The organism is Magnetospira thiophila (genome assembly GCF_054657015.1).
Genome location: NZ_BAAHXF010000002.1, coordinates 1,566,444 through 1,593,364, shown reverse-complemented (window position 1 = coordinate 1,593,364; position 26,921 = coordinate 1,566,444). Strand labels below are relative to the sequence as shown.

The window sequence follows — 26,921 nt, the reverse complement described above, 5'->3', positions numbered from 1 at the left end:
AGACAAAGACTTTTGTATTTTCTCTAAATACCCAAATAGCATAGGTGTGAGTCCGCTCCAAGGCTCTTGTTGCCCGGACAGCGGGGAGGAACTACAATGGCTTCGTCCAAGAAATGGACAGGCCGGGTCACAGAAGCGGACAATGCCATGGATACGCCCCTTACCCCCGAAGAAAAGCCTTTGTTGAAGGTCGAGCCCGGCGCGCTTGCCGCCGACCCGCAATGGGCCGCCAAGGCGCGCGCCGAACTGGACCGCATTTTCAAAGGCGGCACGGTTCAGCGGATTTTGTTCATCGTACCGCCGGACGGCGATGCTTCCATGTTCGATCTGCGCACCGGACGGCTGGGGCGCTATCCCAATTATCCAGCCTATGGAGCCATGTCCATGGCGTCGCATTTGCGCGACGACAAGGTGGACTCAAAGATTCTCAATCTCAATGCCGGGGTGCTGGCTGCATGTCAGGCTTTGCCCGAGGGCGAGGATTTCGATTTCCCGGCCTACGTCCGTCAGGCCGTCGAAACGGCGATCGGCGATTTCCAGCCGAACCTGATCGGAGTCAGTTGCATGTTCTCCCAGACCCACCGGTCGGCCCGCGACACCCTGGCCCTGGTGCGCGACTTGGCGCCGTCGGTGCCGCTGGCGGTGGGCGGGGTGCATGTGTCCAACGGTTTTGCCGAAAGCCATACCCGGGCCTCGCTGGTCCGCGATTTGGATATGGTGGATCTGTATTTTCTGTACGAATGCGACACCGCGTTGCGCGATTTCGTGCGGATGGTCAATGGGGCTGGGGACGTGAACGATCTGGCTCAGGTGGTCTTCAACGGCCCTGAAGGTTTGTTGCATCTGGCCGGATGGAAGCGCCCGGTGGATGCGGAACTGGACCGCTTGCCGGCCCATGATCTGGACCCGCCGACCGACCTCGCCCGCCATGGCCGCATCGGCACCTTCCATGGGCTGGTGCCCGAGGATACGGTTTTCGGCACGGTGCTGTTCAATCGCGGCTGCCGGGCTCAATGCAGTTTCTGCACGGTGCGTAATTTCAACGGCGTCGGCGTGCGCTCCCGCTCAGTGGATTCCATGCTCGACGAACTGACCCTGCTCAAGGAGCGCTACGGGGTCGGCCATGTGATGTGGCTGGATGACGATTTCCTGTATGATCGCCCGAAGGTGATGGCGCTGTTTGACGGCATGGTCCAGCGCAATCTCAACATGACCTGGGACTGCTCCAACGGCGTGTTGGCCCATTCCTGTACCGAGGACGTCATTGCCGCCGCCGAAGCGAGTGGCTGTATCGGGCTCAATATCGGCATGGAAAGCGGTAATCCGCAAATTCTCAAGTCGATCCGCAAACCGGCCACGGTGGATGTGTTGCTGCGCGCCGCTGACGTGCTGCGCCCGCACCAGAAGATCAACACCCGCATCTTTTTGATGTATGGCTTTCCCGGCGAGACGGTGGGCATGGTGCGCGATACCTTCGAGGTGGCGCGGCAGATGAACCTGGATTGGTGTTTCGTGGCCCCCTTGCAGCCCTTGCCCAACACGCCGCTGTTCACCCGCATGGCCACCGAGGGGCTGATTGCCTCGTCGGATTTTGATCAGGTGCGCTATACCCTGGGGGCTTACGGCAAACACCGCACGGCGGCGCAAAAGGCCCATGGTCCGATGGCCTTGCCGTTCGAGGACGTGTTCGAGGGGCTGGACCCCGATGCCCCACCCCAGGGCGAGGATCTGACCCGCATTTGGAGTTACATGAATTATCATCTGAACTTCGGGCGACTGTTGGAGGAAACCCGTAGACAGAAATTGGAACAGGCATTCAAATTCATCGACTACATCGCCCGTGTGATCGCGCCGCGCGATGTGTTTGCCCTGTTGTTCCGCGCCTATCTGGTCAAGGCCCTCCGGGGGCAATCCGACCCGCAGGCCCTGACCGCCATTCAGGCGGTGATTGCCGAAGCCCCGTTCTGGCAGGAGCGATTAGATGAGTTGGGACTCGATGTGGAAGGGCTGGCCGGGTGAGCGACGACAACGACCCCTGGCGCGTGGCCTTCGAAACACCCTGGTTCCGCATTGAGGAGAAAATGACCGTTCTGCCTGGGCATGCGGGGCCGGAGCCTTATTATCGGATTGCCCAGCCCAATACGGTGATGGCCATCGTGGTGACGGCGGCGGGGGAGCTGGTAGTGGTGCGTCAATATCGCCCGGCGGTGGGGGCGAAGACCCTGGAACTGCCCGCCGGGATTTGCGATCCGGGAGAAACGCCGGAACAGTCCATCCGTCGGGAGATTCTGGAAGAAACCGGCTTCGATGTGCCGCGGCTGGATTATCTCGGCGAAGGCAATTTCATGCTCAACCGGGCCGGATGGTCGGATTTTCTGTTTCTGGCCCGCGATGCGGTGCGACGGGAGGGTTTCGTCCCCGAACCGGGCATTGAGGTGCTTTTGTTCCCGCCCGCCGCCCTGGCCGAGGCGGTGGTCAAGGGAGAATTCTACAGTCTGTCTGGCCTCTGCGCCTTCAAACTGGCCGAACTGAGATACGGCATTGATCTGTTTGCCGGGCATCGGCTGAACACCGAGGGGAGCAATCCGTGAGCCGCCTGATCATCGTCGACCCTTGGCTGCTGTCGCATGGCGGCCATCATTTCAATTTCGACCTGTCAATTATCGAGCAGGCGCAGAAACGCGGCTTTCAGTATGCGACCCTGGCCCATCGCAACTTGATCGAGGAATCCTTGCGGCAGAAAGTACAGGCGGTGCCGGTGTTCGAGTGGCATCAATATTCAGCCGTGCCGTCCTGGGTGATGGAAAAAATTGAGACCGGCGAGATTGCCGCGCCGGGTCAGGACCTGCCGACGGACGAACTGGCCGAACGCTGGTTCTCGGGTTACCTCAACACTTATTTCAGCGAGGTGTTCAAGGTCGCCCTCGACCCTCTGGTCGAGAACGGCGATATGATCGTGTTCCACTCCCTGAACGCCCGAATGCTGTCCGCCGTCGCCCAGTGGACATTGCAGGCCACCCGGCGCAAACGCTGCGTGGTGGCGCTGCTGCTCATGGCCACCGACTATATGCGCTTTGCCACCATGACATTCGGCTGGCAGGCCCATGCCTACAAGGCAGCTCTGAACACCCTTGTCGGAGTGAACCCGGATCAACTGTTGATCACCGCCGAGACACAACCCATCGCCGACCATGTGGCCTTGCTGGCCGATCACCGGATTCCCATCGGCGTTTCCGATCATTTCAAGCCAGAAAGCCTGTTGTCGGAGCTGATGCCGCAGGGGGAGTTTCAGATGCCGGACTTGCCGTTGACCCTCGGCTATTTCGGTCACAGCCGGTTTGAGCGCGGCACGCAGTTGTTGCCGGACGTGGTGCCGCAAATCCTGGAGCGCTTTCCGGGGCAGGTAGAATTCAAGATCCAGATCAATCTGACCTATTACGAGGGCTGGCGGCACCTGGCCCCGGACCTGCCGCAGCGTCTGGACAGTCTACGCGGCCTCGCAAATGTGGAATTGCTGACCGGCGAATTGATGTCCAAGGACTTCTACCGCTATATGGCGGGCTCGGATCTGTTGCTGATGCCCTATTCCGGGCGCTACGTGATTGCCGGGTCCGGTCTGTTCTGGGAAGGATTGGCCCTGGGCAAACCGATGCTGGTCCCGGCGGGAAGCTATCTGGCGGAGGCCGTCGCCGCCATAGACGGCGGTGGAGTGCTCATGGCCGAACCGACGGTCGAGTCCCTGGTGGCGGCCATATCCGAGGCCGTGGAGACCTACGAAACCATCGCCCGCAAGGCCTGGGCCGCCGGACCGCAATGGCACAGGGATCACAGCCCGGCGCATTTCCTGGAGGAGATGACCGACCGCTTGGCCCGCGTTCAGGAGAGTCCCCGAGCCTCTTTCTGATGGGCGAGGAACCAGTCGTAGGTCGCGGACAGACCCTCGGCGAGGGCGATTTTCGGGGTCCATCCAATGGCTGTCAGGCGCGAGGAGTCGAGCAGTTTGCGCGGCATGCCGTCCGGCTTGTCCGAATCGAAACGAAAGGCGCCGGTGTATCCCGTGACCTCGGCCAACAGGCGGGCCACCTCGGCTATGCTCTGGTCGCTTCCGGCCCCCACGTTGATCGGCGCGTCTTCCGAATAGTGGCCGAGCAAAAAAACCAGGGCGTCGGCCAGATCATCCACATGCAGGAATTCCCGCAGCGGTTTGCCGGTGCCCCAGATCTCCACGCTGTCAGCCCCGTTTCGCGCCGCTTCGTGCAGCTTGCGCATTAATGACGGAATGACATGGCCGCCGCTCAGGCTGAAATTGTCTCCCGGGCCGTACAGATTGGCCGGAATGGCGGTGATGAAATCGGCCCCATGCTGGCGGCGGTAGGCCTGGCACAGCTTGATTCCGGCGATCTTGGCCACCGCGTACCATTGGTTGGTCGGTTCGAGTGGCGCGGTGAGCAGCGCGTCTTCGGTGATCGGCTGCGCGGCATGGCGGGGGTAGATGCAGGCTGATCCGAGAAACAGCAGTTTTTCGACTCCGCTGCGCCAGGCGGCCTGAATGAGGTTCGCCTCGATCATCAGGTTGTCGTAGAGAAAATCGACGGGCAGGCTGTCGTTGGCCTGAATGCCGCCCACCTTGGCGGCGGCGGCGATGACCACCTCGGGGCGCTGGCTGGCGAACCAGTCCACCACCTGATCCTGTCGGGTCAGGTCCAACTGAGCGCGGTCGACGGTCAGCAGGTGACAGGATTCCGAAGCCAGACGGCGGATCAGGGCGCAACCGACCATCCCCCGGTGCCCGGCGACGAAGACCCGTTTGCCGCGCAGGGAAAACACGGCGGCGGCGTCCGATGTGCCCATGAGCCGATCCGCCGCCTCCGGCGCCCCCTATTTGGCGAGACTGTTCAGCAGCGCCGTCGCCTCGTCCCGCCCCGCAAAAGGCCGATCGCTGCTCAAGGCGCGCTTGAGGTGGGTGATCGCTTCCTTGGGCTCGCCGCTCTTGATCAGCGCCTGGGCCAGATGCAGCCGATAGGACGGGGCTGCCGGGTCCATGTCGACGACCCTGCGCAGATTGACGAGGGCGTTGGGAATATTGTTGTTGGCCAGGAAGATGACCCCGGCGGTATCGACCACCGGTGCCTGGTCGGGCGCCACTCGCAAGGCCCCCTCGGCCTCGGCCTGGGCGGCTTTCAGGTCGCCCAGTTCGAACAGGGTCCAGGCCAGATTGTTGCGGGCCACCCAGTTCTTCGGGTTTTTTTCGACGATGATCTTGAATTCGCGCACGGCATCTTGTTTCTGTCCCAGATCCATGGCGCGGGTGGCATAGATCAGCCGTGCCGGGGTGTCATCCTCATGGGTGCTGAGCCAGTTGAGCAGGGTGGTCTGGGCGGCATCCGTTTGCTCGGCGCGCCATTGGGCCGCCGACAACAGAACGATCAGGTTGCGCGACGGGTCCTTGACTTTGGGCAGACCGGATTCCAGCAGGCTCACGGTTTCCGCCGCCTTGCCCTGGCCAAGGGTCGACATGGCTTCCAACTCCAGGATTTCGGCGTCCACCCCTTCGGCCGGTTTCATGGGCTCATAGAGTTTCGTGGCATCGGCGTACTTGCCGTCCTCGATGTAGAGCCGGGACAACATCAGCCGGGAGTCCCGATGCATCGGGGTCAACTCGACGACTTTTTCCAGGGAATCGATCAGGCGCCGCCGATCCTTGGTGTTGAGATAGGCCGTCGCCAGCAGGAAGTAGTTGTGGGATTGATCCGGTTCCACCTTGACCAGACGACGCAGGGTATCGGCGGCATTGGCGAATTCACCGGCCATCAATTGCGCCTGGGCGACCACCTTCATGAGTTCGGCGTTCTCTGGATTGGCGAGCAGGGTGCTTTGAGTGACGCCCAGGGCCTTGACCGGATTGTTATCCTGCAAATGAATGCGGGCCAGGGCGAGCCGGGGGGGGATGGCATCGGGCGTGGCTTCGACGGCTTTCTGGACCCACGACCGGGTGGCGGCATCGTCGCCCACCGTCGCTTCGAGCTTGGCCAGCATCATCATGAGATCGGAATTCTTGGGATTATGCTCAATTCCCTGGGTCAGGTAGGTGCGCGCAGCATCGTAATTCTTGCTTCCGATTTCCAGGGACGCCATGTTCTTGGCCGCATCCACGGCTCCCGGATCGGCCTTCAGAGACTGGGCGAAGGCGTCACGGGCCTTGTTCAGGTCTCCCTCGGCGATGTGCACGATGCCCTGCATGGAAAAGCCGACCGACTGATCGGGCTTTTCCTTTTGAATGCGCTTGGCCAGTTCATGGGCCTTTTCGAATTGCCGTTCCTTGAGCAGGGTGGCGAACAAGGTGAAAACGGCGGTCTCCATCTGCGGGTCCAATTCGACCGCCCGTTCCAGGTTTTTCACCCCTTCGTCGGCCATGCCCAGGTTGATTTTAATGGACCCCAACTGGGCCTGGGTGGCCGCATCGTCGGGTTTCAACTGAGCAACCTTCTCGATGTAGAGGCGGCTGGATTCCATGTCCTGAGCCTGCATGGCCGCGGCACCGATGAGCGCCAGAAGTTGGCTGTCATCCTGTTTTTCCTCGGCCAGAGTCCGCAGCACTTCCATGGCTTTGTCCCCATGGCCGAGCTGATACAGGGTGGCTCCGTAGAGACGCCGGGCGCGCTCCTCATCCGGGTTGTCGGCCAGATAGCCGCCGATGAATTTCGCCGCCTGCTCGTATTCTCCCAAGGCATATTTCGATGCCCCGGCAATGAGCAGGACGCTTTTGTTGTCCGCATCGGTGGCGAGCATCTGGCTGGTCAGCTTATCGGTTGTTTTATAGTCCTTCTTCATGTAGGCGACCATCGCCCGCAGATAGGTGACCAGGGGGAGATCGGGCAGGCTTTTATAGAGCTTTTTGGTGTTTTCTTCCGCCTCGTCGATTTTCTGGGCCATGATCTGGGCGCGGGTCAGGGCGATGATGGGCACCGGATTGCCCGGCATCATTTTACCAAGGGCGATGAAGGCGACCTCGGCATCCGCGGCGCGGCCCTGGGCCATGGCGAGATCGCCGGTCAGCGACAGGACTTCGGCACTGCCGGGGGCGAGTTTTTCCGCTTCCTTCAAGCGCGAGGCCACGGTGTCGATATTGCTGTCGAGAAAGGCCAGACGCGCCAAGCCCAGGTAGGGATCGGCCAGATTCGGGGCCATGGCCAGCGCCTCTTCGAAGGACTTGCGGGCGTCATCATATTGCTTCAAGGCCATGTAGGCCCGGCCTTTTTGGGTGATCAACTGGGCCGTTTCCGAGGTTGTGGCCGTCTCGGGCAGGGTGATTTTGAGAACGTCCTCGCTTTTGCCCAGGGAAATCCAGGTCCGACTCAGCGGCGGCAGCCAATCCTCGACCGGGGCCTTGAGGTCGCGGGCGGCGATGAATTCGCGCTCCGCATTCCAGGCATCTCCGGCATTGAGATAGGTATTGCCGATCAACAGCCGGGCTTCGATATGATCCGGGTTTTCCCTGAGCACGTTCTTGGCTTGAATGATGGCCCCACGGATATCCCCCTGTTCGGCCAGATCTTTGGCTTCCTCCATGTAGGATTGGGAGGAACGGGTGACTTTTTCCGGAGTCCCGTCATCACAAGCCGTCAGGGTGAGGGCCATCAATAGACCGGTGAAAATCGACGTGGCCAGACGATGGCGAAGGGTGGTGGATCGAGAATGCATAATTGAAGATTCCATTTTGCCAAACAAAAAAAACCGAAAGGGTCCAGGACAACCACCACGGAACATGCCAGAAGAATATGTCGGTGTTATGTCCGAGGTGAGACTAGCGGGAACCAGGACCAACGACAAGGGCTGGCGGGTGCCGCGACGGAATGAAACATTGATTCATGGCCTTGAAACGACGAAGATCGGCCCGCATTCATGGACACACAGGGTCACCGGCAAGATGTCGCGTGATGGGGACAAATGTCAAAGACCATTCATCTGATCGCCGGCGCACGCCCCAATTTCATGAAAATTGCCCCGCTTTACCACCGCCTCAAAAAAGAACCGTGGTGCGATCCGCTGTTGATTCATACCGGCCAACACTACGACCCGGCCATGTCCGATGCCTTTTTCCAGGACCTGGGATTGCCGCAGCCCGACCTGCATCTGGGGGTGGGCAGCGGCTCCCATGCCGAACAAACGGCCAAGGTGATGGTCGCTTACGAGCGGGTTCTTCAGGACAATCCACCGGCCTGGACCATCGTCGTCGGCGATGTAAATTCGACCCTGGCCTGTACCCTGGCGGCCAAGAAGCTGTGCCTGCCGGTGGCCCATCTGGAGGCCGGATTGCGCAGCCGCGACCGCACCATGCCGGAGGAAATCAACCGGTTGGTGACCGACGTCATCGCCGATCTGTTGTGGACTCCGTCCCTCGACGCGGATGAAAACCTGCTGGCCGAAGGGGTCGCCCCGGAGCGGATTGTCCGGGTCGGCAATATCATGCTCGATTCCTTTGAGATGGTCCGTCCGCAGGTGGAGGCCGAACGGACCTACGAAGAATTCGGGCTGACCGCCAGGGGATATGGGGTCGTCACCCTGCACCGCCCGAGCAATGTAGACGACCGGGCGACCCTGGCCGGTCTGGTCGAGTCCCTGCTTCGGGTGTCGCGGGATATTCCATTGGTGTTTCCGGTTCATCCGCGCACCCTGAAAAGTCTTCAGGCGCACGGTCTCGAAGCGGCACTGGTCGCGGCACCGGGCATTCATCTGACCACGCCCATGGGCTATATCCGCTTCATGGGGCTGGTGGTCGGGGCGCGGCTGGTGCTCACCGATTCCGGCGGCATTCAGGAGGAAACCACCTATCTGGGCATTCCCTGCCTGACCCGCCGCGATACCACCGAACGCCCGATCACCGTCAGTCAGGGCAGCAACCGGCTGGTCTTGCCCGAAGAAGTGGAGTCCGCCGTGGCCCAGGCCCTGAGCGGCGATTGGCCGACCGGCAGCCGCCCGGAATTCTGGGACGGCCATACGGCGGACCGTATCGCCTTGGACCTGGCCCAGAGAGTCTGAGCTATTTGGCTTTGAGCAGGCTGTCGAACAGGGCGACCACCCGGCGGGCGTTGCCGTCCCAGGTCAGGTCGCGATCCTCGATGGTGGCCCGTGCCCCGGCACCGATGGCCTGACGCAGTTCCGGGTTATAGACCACCCGTTCCAAAGCGCCACGGAAGGCACCGTCGACGGCCGGATCGAATAGCACCGCATTCTCCCCATCGACCAGGATTTCGCGGATGTTCGGGGTGTCGGGACCGACGATGGCGCGGCCCAGGAACATGTATTCGAACAGCTTCAATGGCGAGGCATAGGCGGTGACGGCCGGTTGCAGGGCAATGTCAAAGGCGGCGACATAGGCGGGCACCTCGTCGCGTCCGACGAAGCCGGTGATGGTGATGCGGTCTTCCAGATGGGCGGCGCGGGCCTGTTCTTCCAGTTCGGCACGCACCGGACCATCGCCGACCAGCAGCAAATGCAAATTTGTCTCTGGCGGGGCATCGGCCAGCAGGTCGATCACCAGATCCAGACGATGCCAGTCGCGCACATAGCCGGTGAAGCCGAGCACCAATTTGCCATCCAGTTTCAGCGCCCGCTTGGCCTCTTCGGGCGACGGGGCGGCGGCGAAGTGGGCGCGGTTGATGCCATTGGGAATGACTTGGATATGATCGTTGGGGACACCGACCGCCCGCAGGTGGTCGGCCAGCACGTCGGTCACCGGCAGGCAATAATCAGCCCCGCGCCAGGTATGGTTTTCCGACCAGCGGGCGAGGGACTTCAGGGCCAGGCCGCCAAATTTGTCCCGCTCCTCGACCAGCGGCGCATTGACTTCCAGCAGCATGGGCAGGCCGTACTTGCGTTTCAACCGCACCCCGGCCGGCTGATAGAGATTGTAGCGTTCATAGAGTACGTCGGGGTGATGTTTTTTGTACAATCGTTCCAAACGTCGGTAGGCGGTCACCGAATAGCCCAGTTCCAGGAGTTCATAGGCCGCCTTGGGCAACAGGCGCTTGAGCAGGCCCACCGCGCCGCCGCTGTGGCCGCTGCTGGCCTCGACCATTTCCGGGGCCGCCACCACAACCTCGTGACCCAGGCGGCGCAAGGCCCCGATCATTTCCTCGATATGCACATTCTGGCCGTCCTTGGAGCGGCTGCGGTGATGATACAGAATTTTCATTTCTGTGCTGTCCGTTCAATAATGTTACCGAACAGGCGCAATTGTCCTTCGGTGGTGTCGTCCCAACTGAACCGTTCCGCATAGGCGCGGGTGTCGGCCCGGTCGGGATAATGAGTGAACAGATCGTTGGCCGCCTCGGCCAGGGCCTGCGGCGTGCGCTCGGCCATCAGCCGTCCGGCCTCGGGTGCGGTCACCACTTCCGGGGTGCCCCAGATGTTGGAGGCGACCACCGGCGTGCCGCAGGCCATCGCTTCCAGCAGCACATTGGCCCAACCCTCGCGGGACGAGGCCAGCACCAGGGCATCGGCGGCGCTGTAGATCCAGCTCAGTTCCTCGTGCGGGCGGCGCCCGAGAAAATTGACCCGCTCCGTTACCCCCAGATTTTGCGCCAGGGCCTTGAGCGCCCCGTCTTCCGGCCCATCTCCGGCAATGACCAGGTGCACATCGGGCAACAAGGGCAGCGCCCCGATGACAATCTCGTGGCCCTTGCGCTCAATCAGATGACCGACCGAGGCGAGCAGTCGCCGGTCGTCAGTGATGCCCAGTCGCGCACGTGCCTCGGTGCGCTCCCGGGGCACAAAATTTTCCAGGTTCACCCCGTTGCGCAGCACGGTGACCCGCTCGTCCGCCACCCCCAGTTCGAGCAGGCTGTCCTTGAGCGCCTGACAGACGGTCATCATATGGTCGGCCCGTTCGGCAGCCCATTGGATCATTTGGCGCGGCTTGGGGAATTGCGGAATCAGATTGAGGTCGGTGCCCCGCGCGGTGATGGTCAATGGCTTGTTGAATTCCCGGGCCAGCAGGGCGGCGGCGACCCCGTCGGGATAGAAATAATGGGCATCAATGACGTCGAAGTCATAGCCCTCGCGCAAAATGCGCGCCACCGTGCGCCGTGCCCCGCGATACATCAAATAGGGTGTCCAGTTCATGCCGATCTTGGGAATCAGCACATAGCGCGGATGCTCGATGACAACTCCGTGGCGTTCCTCGCGGGCCGGAATGCGGGCGAAGTCGGCGTAACTGCCGAAACGGGAAGAGGTGAAGGGAAACCACGGCACCGGGGCCACCACCCGCGCCTCGACCTGCCCCGACGCCCGAAGATAGCGCTGGCGGTTTTCCACGAATACCCCGTGGTGGGGCTGTATCGCATTGGGAAACAGGGTGGTGAAGGTGAGCAGTTTCATGGGATGTCCTTGCCCAACAGCTTGTCATATTCACTCAGATAGCCATTCACCATGGCCGTCACGCTGAACTGGTCTTCAATGCGTTGACGCCCGGCGATCCCGTGTTGACGCGCCAAATCCGGCTGATCCATGTAAGTGGCCAGGGTTTCGGCCAGGGCCACCGGATCGCGGGACGGCATCAGCAGGCCGGTCTGCCCGTCGAGCACCAGTTCCGGATTGCCGCCGACCCGGGTCGCCGCCACCGGCAGGCCGCTGGCCATGGCTTCCAGGATGGAAATGGAGATGCCCTCCGAGATCGACGGCAGAACATAAACATCCAGGCTCCGCAACAGCTCCGGCACGTCGTCCCGCGCCCCGGGCAACCATGTCAGGTGAGTCAATTCCGCCGCGTCGAGCACCCTCAGGCATTCGGCGCGCAGGTCGCCGTCGCCAATCATCGCCAGACGGGCGCGGCCCATCAAATCGGGGCGGCGTTCGGCCAGGGCGACGAAGGCCTTGGCCAGATTGACCTGATCCTTGACTGTTTGCATGCGACCGACGGTGCCGAAAACCACCCGGTCCGGCTGATCGAAACCGGGAACCGGCAACGGCTGGCGCGGCCCCTCCGGCGGGTGAAAACAGGTGGTGTCGACACCGTTGTAGATATGGCGGACCTTGCGGGCGGGCAGTCCGACGCGATCCTTCAGCCAGGTCTCGATATCCCGCGACACCGGCACATAGCAATCCACCAGCGGCGACAAAAAACGGCGCATGAGATTGTATTTGCGACTGCCGCCCCGTTCCTCGGAAATGTCCCAGCCATGTTCGCTATGCACCAGATGACGGACTCCGGCCAGCTTGGCGGGCAGGCACATGTCGATGGTCGGCAGGTTATGGGAATGGACGATGGCCGGTCGCAGTTCCCGCAGCACCGACCAGGCCTTGCGATAGATGGACAGGTCCTTGCCCGGTCGGCGACCCAGGCTGTGGATGGGCAGGCCGGGCACGGTGATCCGCTTCTGGAAATCGGTGGCCCCGCGCAGACAGATGATGCCATGACGATAGCGGCCGGGGGGGGTATGGTTGATCAGATTGACCAGCACCACTTCCAGGCCGCCGATCCCCAATTGATCAATGATATGGACGACCAGGGGGTCGGACGGCGGAGCAGACATGAAACTTCCTACAGTGGACCTGGAGTGGATTTCCCAGACAGTGGTAGCGGCTGCGCCGGAAGGAGACAAGGCGGAATATATGGGCCAAGCCAATCGCTTGTTGCAGAACCAAGGTCTCAGGCGCTATTGAACGGGGGGTTGGCAGAAAATGGGGGATGTGATGAGCAAGGGAACGGTCTTGGTGAGTGGCGGTGCCGGTTATATCGGCAGCCATACCTGTTACGCGCTGCTGGAAGCGGGATGGCAGGCGGTGGTGATCGACAACCTGACCACAGGGGTGCGCGAGCAATTGCCGGACGCGGTGACCTTTTACGAAGGGGACGTGGGCGATTACGACAATTCCCTGGCGATCATGAAAAAGCATGGCTGTTCTGCGGTCATCCATTTCGCCGGATTCACGGTGGTGCCGGAGTCGGTCACCGACCCCTTGAAGTACTACCGCAACAACACCTGCGTCAGCCGGTCGCTGATCGAAGCCAGTCTGGCCGCCGGGATCGGGGCCTTCATTTTTTCGTCCACCGCCGCCGTGTATGGCGATCCGGTGACCCTGCCGGTGACCGAGGACGAGCCCGTAAAGCCGCTGACCCCCTATGGCACCTCGAAGCTGATGACCGAATACATGCTGCGCGACGTGGCGGCGGCCAGCGACATGACCTATGTGGCCCTGCGCTATTTCAACGTGGCCGGGGCCGATCCGAAAGGCCGCACCGGGCAGAGCACGCCCAATGCCACCCATCTGATCAAGGTGGCCTGCGAGGTGGCGGCGGGCCTGCGCCCGTCCATGACCATTTTCGGCGATGACTATGACACGGTGGACGGCACCTGCGTGCGCGATTTCATCCATGTCACCGACCTCGCCGACGCCCATGTGGCGGCGCTGGACTATCTCAAATCCGGCGGCGAGAGTCAGATCATGAATTGCGGCTACGGGCGCGGATTCACCGTCCGTCAGGTGGTTGACATGGTGGGCGACATCTCTGGGGCACCGATCAACGCCATCGTCGGGCCGCGTCGCGAAGGAGATATCATCGACATCTGCGCGGCCACCGACCGCATTCGCACCCTGCTCGGCTGGACGCCCCGTTACGATGACCTGCGGACGATCATCGAATCGGCCTATACCTGGGAAAATCGCCCCCGCTGAATTGGCCTCAGCGACCGCGCAAGGCGGTCCTTTGGAGGACAATCAGCATGATGACGAGCGACAGCACGACCAGATAGAAAATCCAGTTGCCGAGCAATGACTTCACAATGCCGGTGAAGCCGCTGTCGGCGGTCCGCTCGACGGGCTTGCGGGTTTGCATCTCGTTGATCTGGTTTTGGGCATCGGTCGTGGCGCCGGCATTGAAAGTTGAGCTGTTGAAATCGGTGTTGGAGCCCGAGCCGCCGTCGACGTCCTGGTCGGCCATGTTCCGACCGCCCTGGTTGAGATCGATTCTTCCCAGGCCGAGGACGGAAATGCTCACCGTTCCGTCACTCTGCACGACCGGATCAAGCAAGGTATCAGCAATGTCCTTGAAGGCTTCCTTGACGATCAGGGGGGGGGCGTTGCTGCCGCCGCCCTCGCCACCGCCCGTCGGGGCCTGAGTACTCGCCCCGCCGGGGGAACTGAGTGCGGCCTTGATGGCGCTGAGAGCCTCGCGGGTGGCGGGGTCCGTGGGATCCTGCTCAGGCGGCTGTTGCCCCGGAACCGCAGGAGACGCCGTCTGAGTCGGTGCTTGCGGGGTGGCGCCGTACATGTCGAGAATGCGTCCGAGATTGACGCCGGAAGCGGGCGATGCCTTGGGTTGATTATACAGATCCGGGGTCTGGCGCTCGCCTGTACCGGACAGATTGGAGAAGGTGGCATCCGGTGTGAACGTTTCCTGCTGGGCGGGGGCCGTCGGCAGGAAGGCCCCGGAATCAAGGGGGGTGCCCAGCGAAAGGGGGGCATTCTTGCCTTTCAGGAAGGAACCCTCCCCGAAACCGGTGCTGCCCAAATCCTTGAAATTGAGACCGCCGGAGCTTTGTCCGCCAATCTTGGCCGGGTCGGCCAGGGCGGATGCGGCGAGAAGCAGGGTGGCGATCATGCCCAGCCCGATCCTGCCAATCTTGCGATGCGTATAAGCCTTGTTGGTGCGCCAGCCGCTCATGTCTGCCTCAACTCTTGATTCGCACACAACCCCGAAGGGAACCTGCCCTGGGGATCAAGGGTACGACAAGTGGCAAAGGCTGTCCATGGGCAGGGAGTCAAAAATAGCGCAGCAGACGTAATTGGAGATAATCGTCCTGACGCAGGCCGGTCATCGGATCATTCCAGGGCATATTGGCGATAATGCTGCCCTCCAGTTCCGCCGTCCAGTTGGCGTTGATCCGGGTGCTGGCTTCGATGCCGACCCCCATGCCGCCGGTGAGGCGGTCGATGGTGGTGCCGAGCAGAAAGTCCGTATCATCGGAATCATTGACGGTCAGCCGCAAGGCCATGAACAGATCGTGGTCGGCAGAGGTGACCGGGGCATTGGCGTTGCGGTCATCGTAGAGATATTCCGCTAGTAGCCCCAGATCGGCCCCCGTCTCCATCAGATCATAAATGGTGTATTCAACCCCCGGCACGGCGGCGAAGAACTGGCGGTCGCCGTTGCCCCAACGGGAGATGGCTTCGAGCTTGAACAGCCAGGCATCCTGGGTGGATTGCAGATCAAGCCCCACCTGATCAATCAGGTCATAGGTGGGCGTGCGGACCAGACGGCCCCCTTTGTCCGTGGTGATGGGCAGTCTCGGCTCGCGTCCGGTGCCATGGAAATAGGACAGACCGATATCCCAGTCGTCGATGAAGTGGGCATAGCGTAGGGCAAAATCCACGTGACGCCCCCGCGAATTGGCCTCATAGGCGGGATTGTCCACATCGGTGGGGATCTGGTCGCGCAGCCGCCCACTCCAGCCCGGATAGGTGCGCTCGCGGAAGCCGGGCAGGACGAACACGCCGACGGTGCCCCAGTCGCGCAGGAAATTGACGTTCAGCATGGGCTGGCCCAGCTTGTCCTCGCCGTTGGGGTTTTCCACCGTGTCGCTCTGATTGATGATATCCACCAGATGCCGGGATTCGGTGACGCCCCAGAACACCTTGGCCAACCCGACCCGCATGTCCCAGTCGTCGCCCAGACGCTGCCAGTTGAGCTCGCGCATGTCGAAGTGGGTGCGCTGGCGATCCACCGCGTCGATCCGGCCATAGGGAATGACCGTGATGCGGTCCAGGCCGTCGTTCCATTCGTAGCGGTATTCCGGTTGCAGCATCAAGGAGGGCTGCACCCGCGATCCTTCCTGCCGGTTGAACGCCGGGCTGGAGAAGAACACCCGGCTCTCGAAGCCCAGATAGCCGCCGAACTCGTGCACACCGCTCTCTCCCGTGTCTTCAGCCACGGCGGGGAAGGCCAGGACGGCGGCCAACAGGCCGAGGGTGGACAGGGAGAGTGAACGGGCAGTCATATCCGGGTCCCTCTTTTCTTAGCGCACGGACTTCAAGCGGTTAGGTTGGAAATTGCCTTCCGACAGACCGGCTCCGAAGTTGAAGTCGCTCCATTTCATGGTCGTGCTTTTGCCGGTTTGATGGTTGACCATTTCCATGTTGTGCGGCCGCCAGTGCTTGTCCTTGTAGACCTTGTATTCGGTCTGGGTCAGGGTCTTGAGGAACGAGTCCTTGCGATCGTAGTAGTCGATCTTGACCACCCGATAGGTCTGGGTTTCGAGCCACAGGATCTGTTTCTTGTAGCCCGAGGTCTTGTCGGTGGGATACCGCTCGGACACTTGGCAGGTCAGGGCGGCGTCGGTCGGGCAGGGCTCTTCCTTGAGCCATTTGTAGGTGTACTTCTCCACCTCGGGGCTCGACAGGTCTTCATAGGAGAACTCGGAGCCAACGAACGAACCGGAGCGGTTGGACGAGCTGATCCGCTTGACCCGCTTCATGGCCGGGAGATAAAGCCACTGGTCGTCATCGGCGGTTTTGTGGGCGTGGGTGAGCAAGGCGGTGCCCTTGATGTCGGCCGGCGACTGGAACACCATCAGGCTCTTGTCGCCCTCGCCAGGCTGTTCCAGGGTCTGCGACGAGAAACTGCGCACGCTTTCGTCGCCGCTCTTGTTGCGCAGGGTCATTTCGCCATTGGCCTCGTAATCGCCGAAGCCGCCGTCATAGGCCTTGGCTTCGGTGGCGATGCGCAGGCCCTTTTCCTCCGGGGTTTCCGCCAGGGCGGCAAAGGGCAGAGCCAAAACAACGGCGGTCAGGGCAGCGGTACGAAACATCATGATTCTTTCCTCTCGAACATCATCAAAAGCGGCGGCAGGAAAAACAGGTCGGTAATCAGCGCCACCGCGATGGTGATGGCACTCAACAGGCCCATATCGCCGTTTACCGCGAAACCGGACGTGGCCAGAATGCCGAAACCGACCACCAGGGCAAAGGTGGTGACGACCATGGCCGTGCCGACGGCGCGGATGGCATAGCGCACCGCCTCTTCGGGGGAATAGCCGTACTCGCGACGGGCACGCAGGTATTTGGATAGCACATGCACCGTGTCATCGACCACGATGCCCAAGGTCATGGCGACCACCACGGCAATAGCGAGGTTGACCTCTTGGAACAGGTAGCCCCAGATGCCGAAGGCGATGGCGGCGGGCATCAGGTTGGGGGCCAGGCTGATCAGGGCGACCTTGGCGTTGCGCAGCACGAAATACAGGATGAACGAAATGATCACCAGCGCCCCGAGGGTCCCGCCGAGCATGGATTTGATGTTGTTGCCGGAGATATGCGACACCGCCACCGACATGCCGGTGGCCTTGGTGTACATCTCCGGGGCGTTCTGCTTCAGCCAGCCCTCGCTCTTGTCGACCAGAGCCAGGATGTCGTTGGCGGTGGTGTTGACGACCGTCGCCGTGAAGCGCGACGAGGACTTGCCGATATCCATCTGTGAATTGAGGTCGAGGCCGTAGGGCACCGATAGCTCGTAGAGCATCAGATACTGGGCCGCCGCTTCGCTCGATTCGGGAATGCGGTATTGGCTCGGGTCGTCCGCGTGGACGTTCTCGTTGAGCCGCTTGATGGTATCGGACAGCGCCGACACATGAACTACATGGTCTTGTTGGCGGAACCATTCGGCGAAAGCATCCACCTTGGCCAGATAGCCAGGGTCGGTGATGCCGCCTTCCTGCCCCGAGGGCAGGGAGAATTCGAGGGCATGCAACCCGGTCAAGTTCTGCTGGGTGTAATCCGCATCGACGCGGAATTGATAACGATGATCGAAGTAGCGGATGAAATCGTCATCCAGCACGATCTTGAAACTACCCAGGGACAGCACCACGGTGGCCAGGGTCATGGTGATCAGCAGTTTGCGTCGGTTGGCGACCACGAAGTCGCCGATCTTGTTCATCCAGCTGTTGGAACTCTCCACCGCCTTGACCCGGGTCGGCAGGATGGCGATCAGGGCGGGCAGGAACATGACCGAATAGAACCAGGCGAAGGTGACGCCGCTGGCGACCACCGTGCCCAGTTCGCGCAACGGCGGTGATTCGCTGGAATTCAGGGACAGGAAACCGACCGCCGTGGTCAGGCTGGTGACGAACACCGGCGACATGTTGACGCGGATGGATTCCTTGATCGCCGCGTCGCGGTCCAGCCCCTCGCGGAGATAGAAATAATGGCTGGCCAGCAGGTGGACGCTGTCGGCCACGGCCAGGGTCATGATGATTACCGGGGCGGCGGCGGTGGAGGAATTGATGACGAAGCCCATCCAGCCAGCCAGTCCCATGGTCGAGACAACCGCCAGGGCAATGACGATCACCGTGCCGACGGTACCCCAGAAGGTTCTCAGGGTGAAACCGACGATCAGGAAAATGAAGATCAGCATGGCCGGGATCAGGGTCTTGGAATCCTCCTGCGAGGCCTCGGCGAAGGTCATGTCGATCATCACGCCGCCGGTCAGGTAGAAGTCGATTTCCGGGTGCTTGGCCTTGGTCTCGGCGACCAGATTGCGCACGTAGGTGACGATTTCGGGGATTTCCTGCTGCGAATTACCCGGGTTGAGAACGGTGATATTGATGGCCGTCACATCGCCCTTGGCGGTAATCACCTTGCCGAACAGCGGCTTGCGGGTGACCGCGATGTCGCGCAGTTTTTCCAGGTCCTCATCGGTCATGGACTCCGGGTCGGACACGAAATCCTCGATGATCAATTCATCGCCGTTGGCGTGGGAATACTGGAAATTGGTCAGCGAGTCGACGCGGCGCGAGTAGGGAGTCTGCCACCCTGCCTCGGTCAACTCCTTGATCACGGACAGGGTCTCACGGGTGTAGATATTGCCGTTCTTGGGGGCCAGCACGATGAGCAGGCTGTTGTCCTTGGTATAGGTCGATTCCAGGGTCTCCAGCGCGATACGGTCGGGATTGTTGTGGTCCAGGTAGACCCGGCTGTCCGTATCGAGGGTCAGGAAACGCCCTCCAGAACCGACCGCCGCCGCCATCACAAAGCTCAAAACGATGATCAGCCAACGATAGTGAATGATCAAACGCGCCAAGGCACTCTCATGCTTGACGTCCGTTCCTTGTCCGGCCAACGGAACCTCCCCACCAAATATTGAACTGCCCGCCCGCAGACGCGCAACCGCACTCGGACAAACCCGTCCGCCCATTGTGCAGACTACTCAAGTTCAAGGTCCCCGTCACGGCATTTTTGCATTTATGCCGGGTTGTTCGCGGGAACTTCAAGCGGCGCTATGTCATGGAAATACAGAAAGTTTTCGTGCTAAAATGGCGGCAAGGAGGGTGCGGGAATGGACCAGATGCAGCATCTGCCCTATCACGATATGGCAGCCGGTGGCCTGCCAGAGCTGGCCGGGATGGAAGCAGCGCGGTTGCACATGCTGCTGAAAACCGCGCGGCGGGATTACGGCAAGATGGCCCTGCGCCTGGGGGACCGGCTGTCGCGCCGTTGGCTGGAACGGTCGGACGATCCCTACATCGACGAGATTCACCAAATCGCCAAACTGGTCGGTCGCCCCGGCGCCTATTTGTTGAATCTCAGCTACGAATGGGCCTGCACGGCGGCGGCGGCTCCGGATCCCGAGGCAGAAACGCCGCGCCTGGTGCGCACCCTGGACTGGCAATTCGATGGCCTGGGACGAGCGGCCATGGTGCTGCGTCAACACGGACCGGCCGGAGATTTTCTCAACATTACCTGGCCGGGCTTCGTCGGAGTGTTGACCGCCATGGCCCCGGGCCGGTTTGCGGTGGCGATCAATCAGCCGCCAATGACTCGGCGATGGGGACCCAAATGGATCGACTGGGGACTCAATCGATTGGCCTGGCGGCACCGTCTGGCGTTACCGCCTTCTCATTTGCTGCGACAGGTCTGCGAGACCTGCGCCACCTACGACGAGGCCCTGGAAGTCCTGCGCGATACGGAACTCTGCCTGCCGGTATTTTATACCCTGGTCGGGGCGGCAGTCGGTCAGGGCTGCGTCATCGAGCGGACCGAGGACGCGGCCGCCGTGCGCGCCTATCCCGCCGTGGTGGCCAACGATTGGGTGGCCCTGGAGCATCCCGGCCATGACCGGGGCTGGGACTCGCCGGGGCGCTATCATCATATGCTGGCCGAACGCGACCGGCTGCCCACGGACTTTTCCTGGGTCCGTCCGCCGTTGCTCAATGCGGCCACGCGGCTGTCGGTCATCGCCAACCCGGGCAGCGGCTCCCTGAAGGTTCAGGGCTGGGAGGACGGCGCGGCGGCGACGTTGCCCTTCACCCTGTGACAAAAAAGCGGTCGGTCGGGGCGCGGCGGCATGGTAAGACCAATACCGACTCCACCTCCCCGGCTCACCTACGGATCGACGGACCTTCAGAACATGACGAACAGTATCATCGGCACCGATAGCGGCTTTCCCCTCAATGCCCCGGATCTCACCCTCGACGTGCGCGAGACCTTCAAGATCGACGTGGACCTCAAGGTTCCGGCGTTCAGTCGTGGCGAGGCCCATGTGCCGGAGCGCGACGACACCTATCTGTTCGACAAGGAAACCACCCTGGCGATCCTGGCCGGGTTCGCCCATAACCGGCGGGTGATGATCCAGGGCTATCACGGCACCGGCAAATCGACCCATATCGAACAGGTGGCGGCCCGGCTCAACTGGCCCTGTGTGCGGATCAACCTGGACAGCCATATTTCCCGGATCGACCTGATCGGCAAGGACGCCATCGTATTGCAGGACGGCCAGCAGATCACCGAGTTCAAGGAAGGTATGTTGCCCTGGGCGTTGCAGAACCCGGTGGCCCTGGTGTTCGACGAATACGACGCCGGACGCCCGGATGTGATGTTTGTGATTCAGCGCATTCTGGAGCGCGAGGGCAAGCTGACCCTGCTCGACCAGACCAAGGTGATTCGCCCGCATCCCTGTTTCCGGCTGTTCTCCACCGCCAACACGGTGGGGCTGGGCGATACCACTGGCCTCTATCACGGCACCCAGCAGATCAACCAGGGACAGATGGACCGCTGGAACATCGTCGCCACCTTGAACTATCTACCCCATGACGCCGAGGTGGACATCATGCTGGCCAAGATGCCCGCCTATCAAAGCGCCGAGGGCAAGCAGCAGATCGGGGCCATGGTCGAACTGGCCGACATGACCCGCTCGGGCTTTATCAACGGCGATATTTCCACCGTCATGTCGCCGCGTACGGTGCTCACCTGGGCCGAGAATGCCGAGATTTTCGGTGATCTGCCGTTCGCTTTCCGGGTCACCTTCCTCAACAAGTGCGACGAGACGGAACGCGCCGTGGTGGCCGAATACTATCAACGCTGTTTCGGCGAGGAACTGCCGGAATCGGTGGCCCGGGCGTCGGTGCTGTAGGCTGTCATGACCGCCGAAAATCGTCAGGAGCGGATCAAGCGGGTCACCGCTGCGGCGGTCAAGGCGCTGGCCGAGGACCGGCGGACCGAAGTGGTTTTTTCGCCCGGCAATCAGAATGTCAGCGGTCAGACCGTGCGCCTGCCGACGCCGACTCTGAAGGTGCCGTCGGAGGAACTGGGCCGTCTGCGCGGGGCCGCCGATGCCGCCGCCCTGCGACTGCGCTATCACGACGACCGCCTGCACCAGCGCCTGAGGCCGAAGGGCAGCGACGAGGCGGAAGCCCTGTTCGACGCGGTGGAACAGGCGCGGGTGGAAGCCTTGGGCAGTCGCCGCCTGCCCGGCGTGGCCGGAAATCTCGACCGCCTGCTCAATGAACGGGGCCGCGCCCGGGGCTACGGTTCGGTGACCGACCGGGCCGAGGTGCCGCTGGCCGATGCCCTGGGGTTGCTGGTGCGCGAAACCTTGACCGGGCGGGCGTTGCCCGATGTGGTCCAACCGGCGGCCAATCTGTGGCGGGCCGAACTGACAAAGCGGCTCAAGGGGCGGCTCGATGATCTGCCTGACGTGATGAGCGATCAGAAGCGTTTCGCCCAGGTCTTGCGCGAAATCATGAACCTGCTTGATCTGGCACCGCCGCAAGACCTGGATTCCGAGGAAGAGGAAGACAGCGAAGAGGGCGAGGACCGGGCCGAAAATCCTGCCGACCCGCCCCCCGACGAGGCCGGGCGCGAACAGGCTGGCGAGGATCTGCCCAGCGACGGCGAAGCCCGCATGTCCGACGGCGAGATCGATAGCCAGGAAAGCGGCAGCACCGAGGGCACCGAGGACCTGATTCCAGGCCATGGGGACGAGACCCCTGCTGGGCCGTCGAAGCCGGGCGACAATCGGGAGGAGCAGGGCGCGCAGCGCACCGCCTACCGGGCCTACAGCACCGCCTTCGACGAAGTGGTGGACGCCGCCGAGTTGTGCGACCCGGAAGAGCTGACCCGACTGCGGGCGCAGTTGGATCTGCAATTGTCCCATCTCCAGGGGGTGGTGTCGCGGCTGGCCAACCGGCTGCAACGCAGGCTGATGGCCAAGCAGCAACGGTCCTGGGATTTCGATCTGGAGGAAGGCTATCTGGATGCGGCGCGGCTGGTGCGGATCGTCATCGACCCGTTGCAGCCGCTGTCCTACAAATGGGAGAAGGACACCGATTTCAAGGACACGGTAGTCAGCCTGTTGATCGACAATTCGGGCTCCATGCGCGGGCGACCGATCACCGTCGCCGCCATCTCCGCCGACATTCTGGCTCATACCCTGGAACGCTGCGGGGTCAAGGTGGAGGTGTTGGGCTTCACCACCCGGGCCTGGAAGGGCGGCATGGCCCGCGACAAATGGGTGCAGGATGGCAAACCGGCCAATCCGGGCCGCCTCAACGATTTGCGCCATATCGTCTACAAGGCCGCCGATGCCCCCTGGCGGCGGGCAAGACGCAATCTCGGACTGATGCTGCGCGAGGGATTGCTGAAGGAAAACATCGACGGCGAGGCCCTGAGCTGGGCCCATGACCGGCTGATCGGGCGGCCCGAACAGCGACGCATCCTGATGGTCATTTCCGACGGTGCGCCAGTGGATGACGCGACCCTGTCGGTCAATCCGGGACATTATCTGGAACGTCATCTGCGCCATGTGATCGACTACATCGAGACCCGATCGTCGGTGGAACTGCTGGCCATCGGCATCGGCCATGACGTGACCCGCTACTACCGTCGGGCCGTGACCATTGTCGACGCCGAGGAGTTGGGCGGCACCATGTTGCAGAATTTGACCGATCTGTTTGATGAGCCGGCCGTCAACCGCCGTCAGCGACACGGTTGAAGGGATGGACTCATTTGGGGTTGATCCCCATATGAGGAAGGAACCAGACGAAAAGGGAGCCAACCATGGAGTCCTGCAAACGCTGCCCGGGGGCCGACGCCTGTGCATCGGAAAACATTCAGCCGCTGCTCGAACATGCCTACCGGCTGCATCAAAAGGGTCTCGACAAGATGGAGATCCTGTTTGCCGTCGATGATCAATTGGAGCAGTTGGTGGAACGCTATACCGCCAACATCAGCGCCAATTGCTGGAACAAGGCGGCGGTGCTGGCGCTGACCCACATACTGGCCCAGGCGGACAATGCCACCGAAACCGACGGGGCCGGTCTGGAAAGCCTGTTCCGCACCCGGTTGGCCCGCGCCGTGGCGGCCTTCGAGGCGTTTCCCTGGAACGTCAAGGATCTGGATCGCAAGGCGGCGGAAATCTATGGCCGTCTGAGCGACCTGACTTCCCAGCCGCCGCTGTCTGATCGGGTCAGCCAGCGCACCTTCCGCAAGATCTGTTCCGACGTGGCCCTAGGCCGGATATGAAACTGGTCGTGCAGCGGGTGTCCGAGGCCGCGGTGAGCGTCGAGGGGGAAACCGTCGGGGCCATCGGACGGGGGCTGCTGGTGTTTGTCTGCGCGATGCCCGATGACCGACCCGAAGATGTTGGCTTTCTGGCCGGGAAAGTCGCCAGATTACGCATTTTTCCCGATGCCGACGGCAAAATGAACCAATCGGTTCAGAATATCGAAGGGGCCGTGTTGGCGATCAGCCAGTTCACCCTGGCCGCCGATTGGCGCAAGGGCAATCGGCCCGGTTTCTCCGCCGCCGCTCCTCCAGATAAAGGTCAGGCTTTTTATGAAATGTTCGTGCAAGAACTTCGAGGGCAGGGGCTGACCGTGGCGACCGGGCGTTTCGGCGCGGATATGAAGGTGCGTTTGATCAACGACGGCCCGGTGACCCTGTGGCTGGATAGTGGGTCGTAGGTCTGGTCACGATGCGGCGGGCAGGGTGAAAAAGAACCTGCTGCCGACGCCGGGTTCGCTTTCCACCCAGATGCGACTTCCGTGATTCTCGACGATTTTTTTGCAGATGGTGAGGCCGATTCCGGTGCCTTCAAATTGTTCCCGATTGTGCAGGCGCTGAAAGATCACGAAAATCCGTTGGTAATAGGTGGGCTCGATGCCGATGCCGTTGTCGTCGATCCGGAACAGCCATTCGTCACCCTGTGGTTCGGCGGTGATGGTGATTTCAGGGGGGCGGTCGGGGGCGGCGTATTTGAGCGCGTTGCCGATCAAATTCTGGAACAGGCTGAGAAATTGCGCCCCGTCTCCGACCACCGTCGGCAGGGGTCCGACCTGGAGGGTGGCGCTTTTTTCGCTGATGGACGCGCGCAGATTTTCCCGCACCCGTTCGATGATCAACTGACAGTCTATCGGTTGGGCTGCGGACTTCTGAGAGTTGATCCGGGAGTAGGACAGAAGATCGAGGATCAACTGTTCCATGCGCCGCGCGCCATCGACGGCGAACGCGATATACTCGTGCGCCTCCTGGTCGAGATTCTGACCATGTGAGCGTTGCAGCAATTGCAGATAACTGGTGATCATGCGCAACGGTTCCCGAAGGTCATGGGACGACACATAGGCGAATTGCTCCAATTCCTCGTTGGAGCGCTTCAATTCGGCGAGCACCTCCTCGATGCGCGCCTGGGTTTCTTTTTGTTGCGTGATGTCCCGCGTCAGGCCGAGCAGGGCTTCCACACGGCCATTCGCATCCAGAAGGGGCACCGCGTGGGTGGAGAGCCAGCGCGGGGTGCCTTTCAATCCGACGATCCGAAAATCCAGGTTGCCGGTTTCGCCGTTCAACACCCGTTCGGTCAGATCGGTAAAAGCCTTTCGATGTTCCCTGTCGATGATCGGATAGACGGATTTGCCGAGGACCTTCGACAGTTCGTCGGATTCGATCATCGCCAGACCAGCCGGGTTCATGTATTGCAGCACCCCGCCCGGCCCGACGATTTTCACGCATTCCGGCTCGTTTTCGATAATCGCCTTGGCGAAGGCTTCACTGCGGCGCAGAGATTCCTCAATGCGTTTTCTGTTGCTGATGTCCCGACCGATGCCGAGAATACCGATGACGGAGCCATCCTCGTCGATGATCGGCGTCTTGATGGTTTCCGTCTGTGCGATATGGCCGTCATCGGCAAAGGTGAGCGTTTCCTCATTGATCGAGGGGCCGCCCGCCCGCTCGGCCTTTTTGTCGTGCAGGCGGAAAAAGTCGGCTGTTTCCTTGTCGACGAAATCGTAATCGGTCTTGCCGAGAATATCGGATTCCTTGGCTCCATACAGCCGTTCAAAAACTGGATTTCAGGCGAGGTAATAGCCTTCCGTATCCTTCAGCCAAACCAGATCGGGCAGGGCGTTCAGAATCTGTTTTTTCAGCTTTTCACTGGCGACCAAGGCCCTCTCGGCCCGCGTGCGTTCGGTGATGTCCTCCCCCGAGGACAACAGGCCGACGATTTTTCCCGCATCGTCGGTCAGCATGGTGTTGTACCAGGAAATCAACCGCCGCTCGCCGGATTTGGTCAGGATTTCGTTGGTGTGCTGGGCCGCCACTTGCAAGTCGCCGGACCCGACACGACGGGCCACCTCCTTGACCTCCTGGCAGACGTCCGGGGGCAGACAGGTGTCGAACCAATTGCGTCCAACCAGTTCCTTCGCAGACCACCCCAGGACGTCGCAGCCTCGACGATTGACCATCGTCACGGTGCCCTTCGTATCCAGGGTGATGATCATGACTCCCGCGATATCGAGGTATGTCTCGGCCCGCGCCTTTTCGCTGAGGATCGTCTGGGCGGCTATTTTTCTGTCGGTGATGTCGCGACCGAAGGCGAGGACTTCGATAAGCGCACCCCGGTCGTTCATTTTGCCCACATGCCGCCACTCGATCCACACCGGATCCCCCTTCGGGCCCGTGCACCGGTAGGCCTGCGACCTTTCCGGTTCCGCCGGGGTCAGGGACTGATAATGCGCCCGCGCGAAGGCGCGGTCGTCCTCGGAAAGGAAGTCGGTGAACTTACTATTCTCGATGTGGGCAGGATCAAGGCCAAAAAAACGACAGTAAGCCCTGTTGGCGAAAACCAACGTTCCGTCGGCAAGAAATTGACAGATCAGGTCGGCATGATGATCAACGATGTCGCGGCAAACAAATGAATCCTGTTTTTCCGCCGCGAATTCTTTGTTGGCTTCTTGAATCCTGTTTCCCATTCCCGATTTCGGACTCCCTGACCATGAGCCAGGTTTTCAGCATGGCGATGAAAACCTAACCTCTTAGGAATGTTTATCATGGAATTATATACCCCTTACAAAAAAACAGTTACTCTTCAGGGTCCGAGGGTGCGGTTTTTTTGCGCTTGGCGGTCTTGGGGTCGGCGGTGATGGGGCGATAGATCTCGACCCGAGTCTCGTCTTCCAGTGGGTCGTCCAGTGCCGCCAGCTTGCCGAAGGTGCCGACTTTCTGGGTGCTCAAATCAATTTCCGGGAATTCATCACAGATGCCCGAGGCGTCGATGGCCTGTTGTACGGTGCTGCCCTCGGGCAAATCGACGGTAAGCCAGAGTTGCCGTTGCGGGGTGGCATAGCTGACTCCGACCCGAATAATTTTCTCCGACATGC

The 26,921-nt window shown here is 61.4% G+C and carries 22 protein-coding genes and 1 pseudogene; 11 read left to right on the top strand and 12 right to left on the bottom strand.

Annotated elements, in window-relative coordinates; genetic code table 11:
* Positions 1-147: 147 nt before the first annotated feature.
* The 3 genes from ACYQ1P_RS17250 to ACYQ1P_RS17240 are packed head-to-tail and all read left to right on the top strand — an operon-like array spanning position 148 to position 3,904.
* Positions 148-2,019, top strand: a complete 1,872-nt coding sequence (locus ACYQ1P_RS17250; RefSeq protein ID WP_460021579.1) for a B12-binding domain-containing radical SAM protein — start codon at positions 148-150, stop codon at positions 2,017-2,019.
* Positions 2,016-2,591 (top strand): NUDIX hydrolase, encoded by a 576-nt coding sequence (locus tag ACYQ1P_RS17245; protein ID WP_460021578.1) that lies wholly within the window; start codon positions 2,016-2,018, stop codon positions 2,589-2,591. The genes ACYQ1P_RS17250 and ACYQ1P_RS17245 overlap by 4 nt, the downstream gene beginning before the upstream one ends.
* Positions 2,588-3,904 (top strand): glycosyltransferase family protein, encoded by a 1,317-nt coding sequence (locus ACYQ1P_RS17240; RefSeq protein WP_460021577.1) that lies wholly within the window; start codon positions 2,588-2,590, stop codon positions 3,902-3,904. Before ACYQ1P_RS17245 ends, ACYQ1P_RS17240 begins: the two co-directional genes overlap by 4 nt.
* Here the strand turns inward: ACYQ1P_RS17240 and ACYQ1P_RS17235 are convergent.
* Both ACYQ1P_RS17235 and prsT read right to left on the bottom strand, forming a co-directional pair.
* Positions 3,877-4,851, bottom strand: a complete 975-nt coding sequence (locus tag ACYQ1P_RS17235; RefSeq protein ID WP_460021576.1) for a GDP-L-fucose synthase family protein — start codon at positions 4,849-4,851, stop codon at positions 3,877-3,879. The genes ACYQ1P_RS17240 and ACYQ1P_RS17235 overlap by 28 nt on opposite strands.
* A gap of 27 nt (positions 4,852-4,878) precedes the next feature.
* Positions 4,879-7,701 (bottom strand): XrtA/PEP-CTERM system TPR-repeat protein PrsT, encoded by a 2,823-nt coding sequence (prsT, locus tag ACYQ1P_RS17230; protein ID WP_460021575.1) that lies wholly within the window; start codon positions 7,699-7,701, stop codon positions 4,879-4,881.
* A gap of 246 nt (positions 7,702-7,947) precedes the next feature.
* Here prsT and wecB point away from each other — a divergent pair, with 246 nt between their 5' ends.
* Entirely contained in the window at positions 7,948-9,039 is a 1,092-nt protein-coding gene (wecB, locus tag ACYQ1P_RS17225) for a non-hydrolyzing UDP-N-acetylglucosamine 2-epimerase (RefSeq protein ID WP_460021574.1), read from the top strand.
* Between the two features lies 1 nt (position 9,040).
* On the opposite strand, the gene ACYQ1P_RS17220 is transcribed toward wecB, so the two are convergent.
* The 3 genes from ACYQ1P_RS17220 to ACYQ1P_RS17210 are packed head-to-tail and all read right to left on the bottom strand — an operon-like array spanning position 9,041 to position 12,533.
* Entirely contained in the window at positions 9,041-10,195 is a 1,155-nt protein-coding gene (locus ACYQ1P_RS17220) for a glycosyltransferase family 4 protein (protein ID WP_460021573.1), read from the bottom strand.
* Entirely contained in the window at positions 10,192-11,379 is a 1,188-nt protein-coding gene (locus ACYQ1P_RS17215) for a glycosyltransferase family 4 protein (RefSeq protein WP_460021572.1), read from the bottom strand. The genes ACYQ1P_RS17220 and ACYQ1P_RS17215 overlap by 4 nt, the downstream gene beginning before the upstream one ends.
* Entirely contained in the window at positions 11,376-12,533 is a 1,158-nt protein-coding gene (locus ACYQ1P_RS17210; protein ID WP_460021571.1) for a TIGR03088 family PEP-CTERM/XrtA system glycosyltransferase, read from the bottom strand. Before ACYQ1P_RS17210 ends, ACYQ1P_RS17215 begins: the two co-directional genes overlap by 4 nt.
* Here ACYQ1P_RS17210 and ACYQ1P_RS17205 point away from each other — a divergent pair.
* Positions 12,532-12,663 (top strand): hypothetical protein, encoded by a 132-nt coding sequence (locus ACYQ1P_RS17205; protein WP_460021570.1) that lies wholly within the window; start codon positions 12,532-12,534, stop codon positions 12,661-12,663. The genes ACYQ1P_RS17210 and ACYQ1P_RS17205 overlap by 2 nt on opposite strands.
* Positions 12,664-12,693: 30 nt before the next feature.
* Entirely contained in the window at positions 12,694-13,677 is a 984-nt protein-coding gene (gene galE, locus ACYQ1P_RS17200; RefSeq protein WP_460021569.1) for a UDP-glucose 4-epimerase GalE, read from the top strand.
* A gap of 7 nt (positions 13,678-13,684) precedes the next feature.
* Here galE and ACYQ1P_RS17195 read toward each other — a convergent pair whose 3' ends face one another.
* The 4 genes from ACYQ1P_RS17195 to ACYQ1P_RS17180 all read right to left on the bottom strand — a co-directional run bounded on the left by ACYQ1P_RS17195 (position 13,685) and on the right by ACYQ1P_RS17180 (position 19,075).
* Positions 13,685-14,665 carry a hypothetical protein gene (locus tag ACYQ1P_RS17195; protein ID WP_460021568.1) on the bottom strand — a complete coding sequence of 327 codons (981 nt, stop codon included), beginning with the start codon at positions 14,663-14,665 and terminating at the stop codon, positions 13,685-13,687.
* Between the two features lie 97 nt (positions 14,666-14,762).
* Positions 14,763-15,998 (bottom strand): hypothetical protein, encoded by a 1,236-nt coding sequence (locus tag ACYQ1P_RS17190; RefSeq protein ID WP_460021567.1) that lies wholly within the window; start codon positions 15,996-15,998, stop codon positions 14,763-14,765.
* An 18-nt stretch (positions 15,999-16,016) separates the two neighbouring features.
* Positions 16,017-16,811 (bottom strand): outer membrane lipoprotein-sorting protein, encoded by a 795-nt coding sequence (locus ACYQ1P_RS17185; protein ID WP_460021566.1) that lies wholly within the window; start codon positions 16,809-16,811, stop codon positions 16,017-16,019.
* The gene (locus ACYQ1P_RS17180; protein ID WP_460021565.1) at positions 16,808-19,075 is read right to left on the bottom strand and encodes an efflux RND transporter permease subunit; all 2,268 of its coding nucleotides are present in this window, start codon (positions 19,073-19,075) and stop codon (positions 16,808-16,810) included. The genes ACYQ1P_RS17185 and ACYQ1P_RS17180 overlap by 4 nt, the downstream gene beginning before the upstream one ends.
* Positions 19,076-19,330: 255 nt before the next feature.
* Here ACYQ1P_RS17180 and ACYQ1P_RS17175 point away from each other — a divergent pair, with 255 nt between their 5' ends.
* The 5 genes from ACYQ1P_RS17175 (at position 19,331) to dtd (ending at position 24,233) form a co-directional block, all read left to right on the top strand.
* Positions 19,331-20,308, top strand: coding sequence for a hypothetical protein (locus ACYQ1P_RS17175; protein ID WP_460021564.1), 978 nt, complete (start codon positions 19,331-19,333; stop codon positions 20,306-20,308).
* Between the two features lie 93 nt (positions 20,309-20,401).
* Positions 20,402-21,403 carry a cobaltochelatase subunit CobS gene (cobS, locus tag ACYQ1P_RS17170; RefSeq protein ID WP_460021563.1) on the top strand — a complete coding sequence of 334 codons (1,002 nt, stop codon included), beginning with the start codon at positions 20,402-20,404 and terminating at the stop codon, positions 21,401-21,403.
* 6 nt (positions 21,404-21,409) lie between these two features.
* The gene (gene cobT / locus ACYQ1P_RS17165) at positions 21,410-23,263 is read left to right on the top strand and encodes a cobaltochelatase subunit CobT (RefSeq protein ID WP_460021562.1); all 1,854 of its coding nucleotides are present in this window, start codon (positions 21,410-21,412) and stop codon (positions 23,261-23,263) included.
* A 65-nt stretch (positions 23,264-23,328) separates the two neighbouring features.
* A complete protein-coding gene (locus tag ACYQ1P_RS17160) occupies positions 23,329-23,793 on the top strand; it encodes a hypothetical protein (RefSeq protein ID WP_460021561.1) in 465 nt (154 codons plus the stop codon).
* On the top strand, positions 23,790-24,233 hold the full coding sequence (gene dtd, locus ACYQ1P_RS17155) for a D-aminoacyl-tRNA deacylase (protein WP_460021560.1): 444 nt from the start codon (positions 23,790-23,792) through the stop codon (positions 24,231-24,233). The genes ACYQ1P_RS17160 and dtd overlap by 4 nt, the downstream gene beginning before the upstream one ends.
* Before the next feature lie 6 nt (positions 24,234-24,239).
* Here the strand turns inward: dtd and ACYQ1P_RS17150 are convergent.
* The 3 genes and pseudogenes from ACYQ1P_RS17150 to ACYQ1P_RS17140 form a co-directional block, all read right to left on the bottom strand.
* Positions 24,240-25,601 (bottom strand): annotated as a pseudogene (locus ACYQ1P_RS17150) (sensor histidine kinase); the annotation flags it as partial.
* A gap of 12 nt (positions 25,602-25,613) precedes the next feature.
* Positions 25,614-26,513, bottom strand: a complete 900-nt coding sequence (locus ACYQ1P_RS17145; RefSeq protein ID WP_460021559.1) for a PAS domain-containing protein — start codon at positions 26,511-26,513, stop codon at positions 25,614-25,616.
* A gap of 109 nt (positions 26,514-26,622) precedes the next feature.
* Positions 26,623-26,919 (bottom strand): RnfH family protein, encoded by a 297-nt coding sequence (locus tag ACYQ1P_RS17140; RefSeq protein ID WP_460021558.1) that lies wholly within the window; start codon positions 26,917-26,919, stop codon positions 26,623-26,625.
* Between the last annotated feature and the right edge of the window lie 2 nt (positions 26,920-26,921).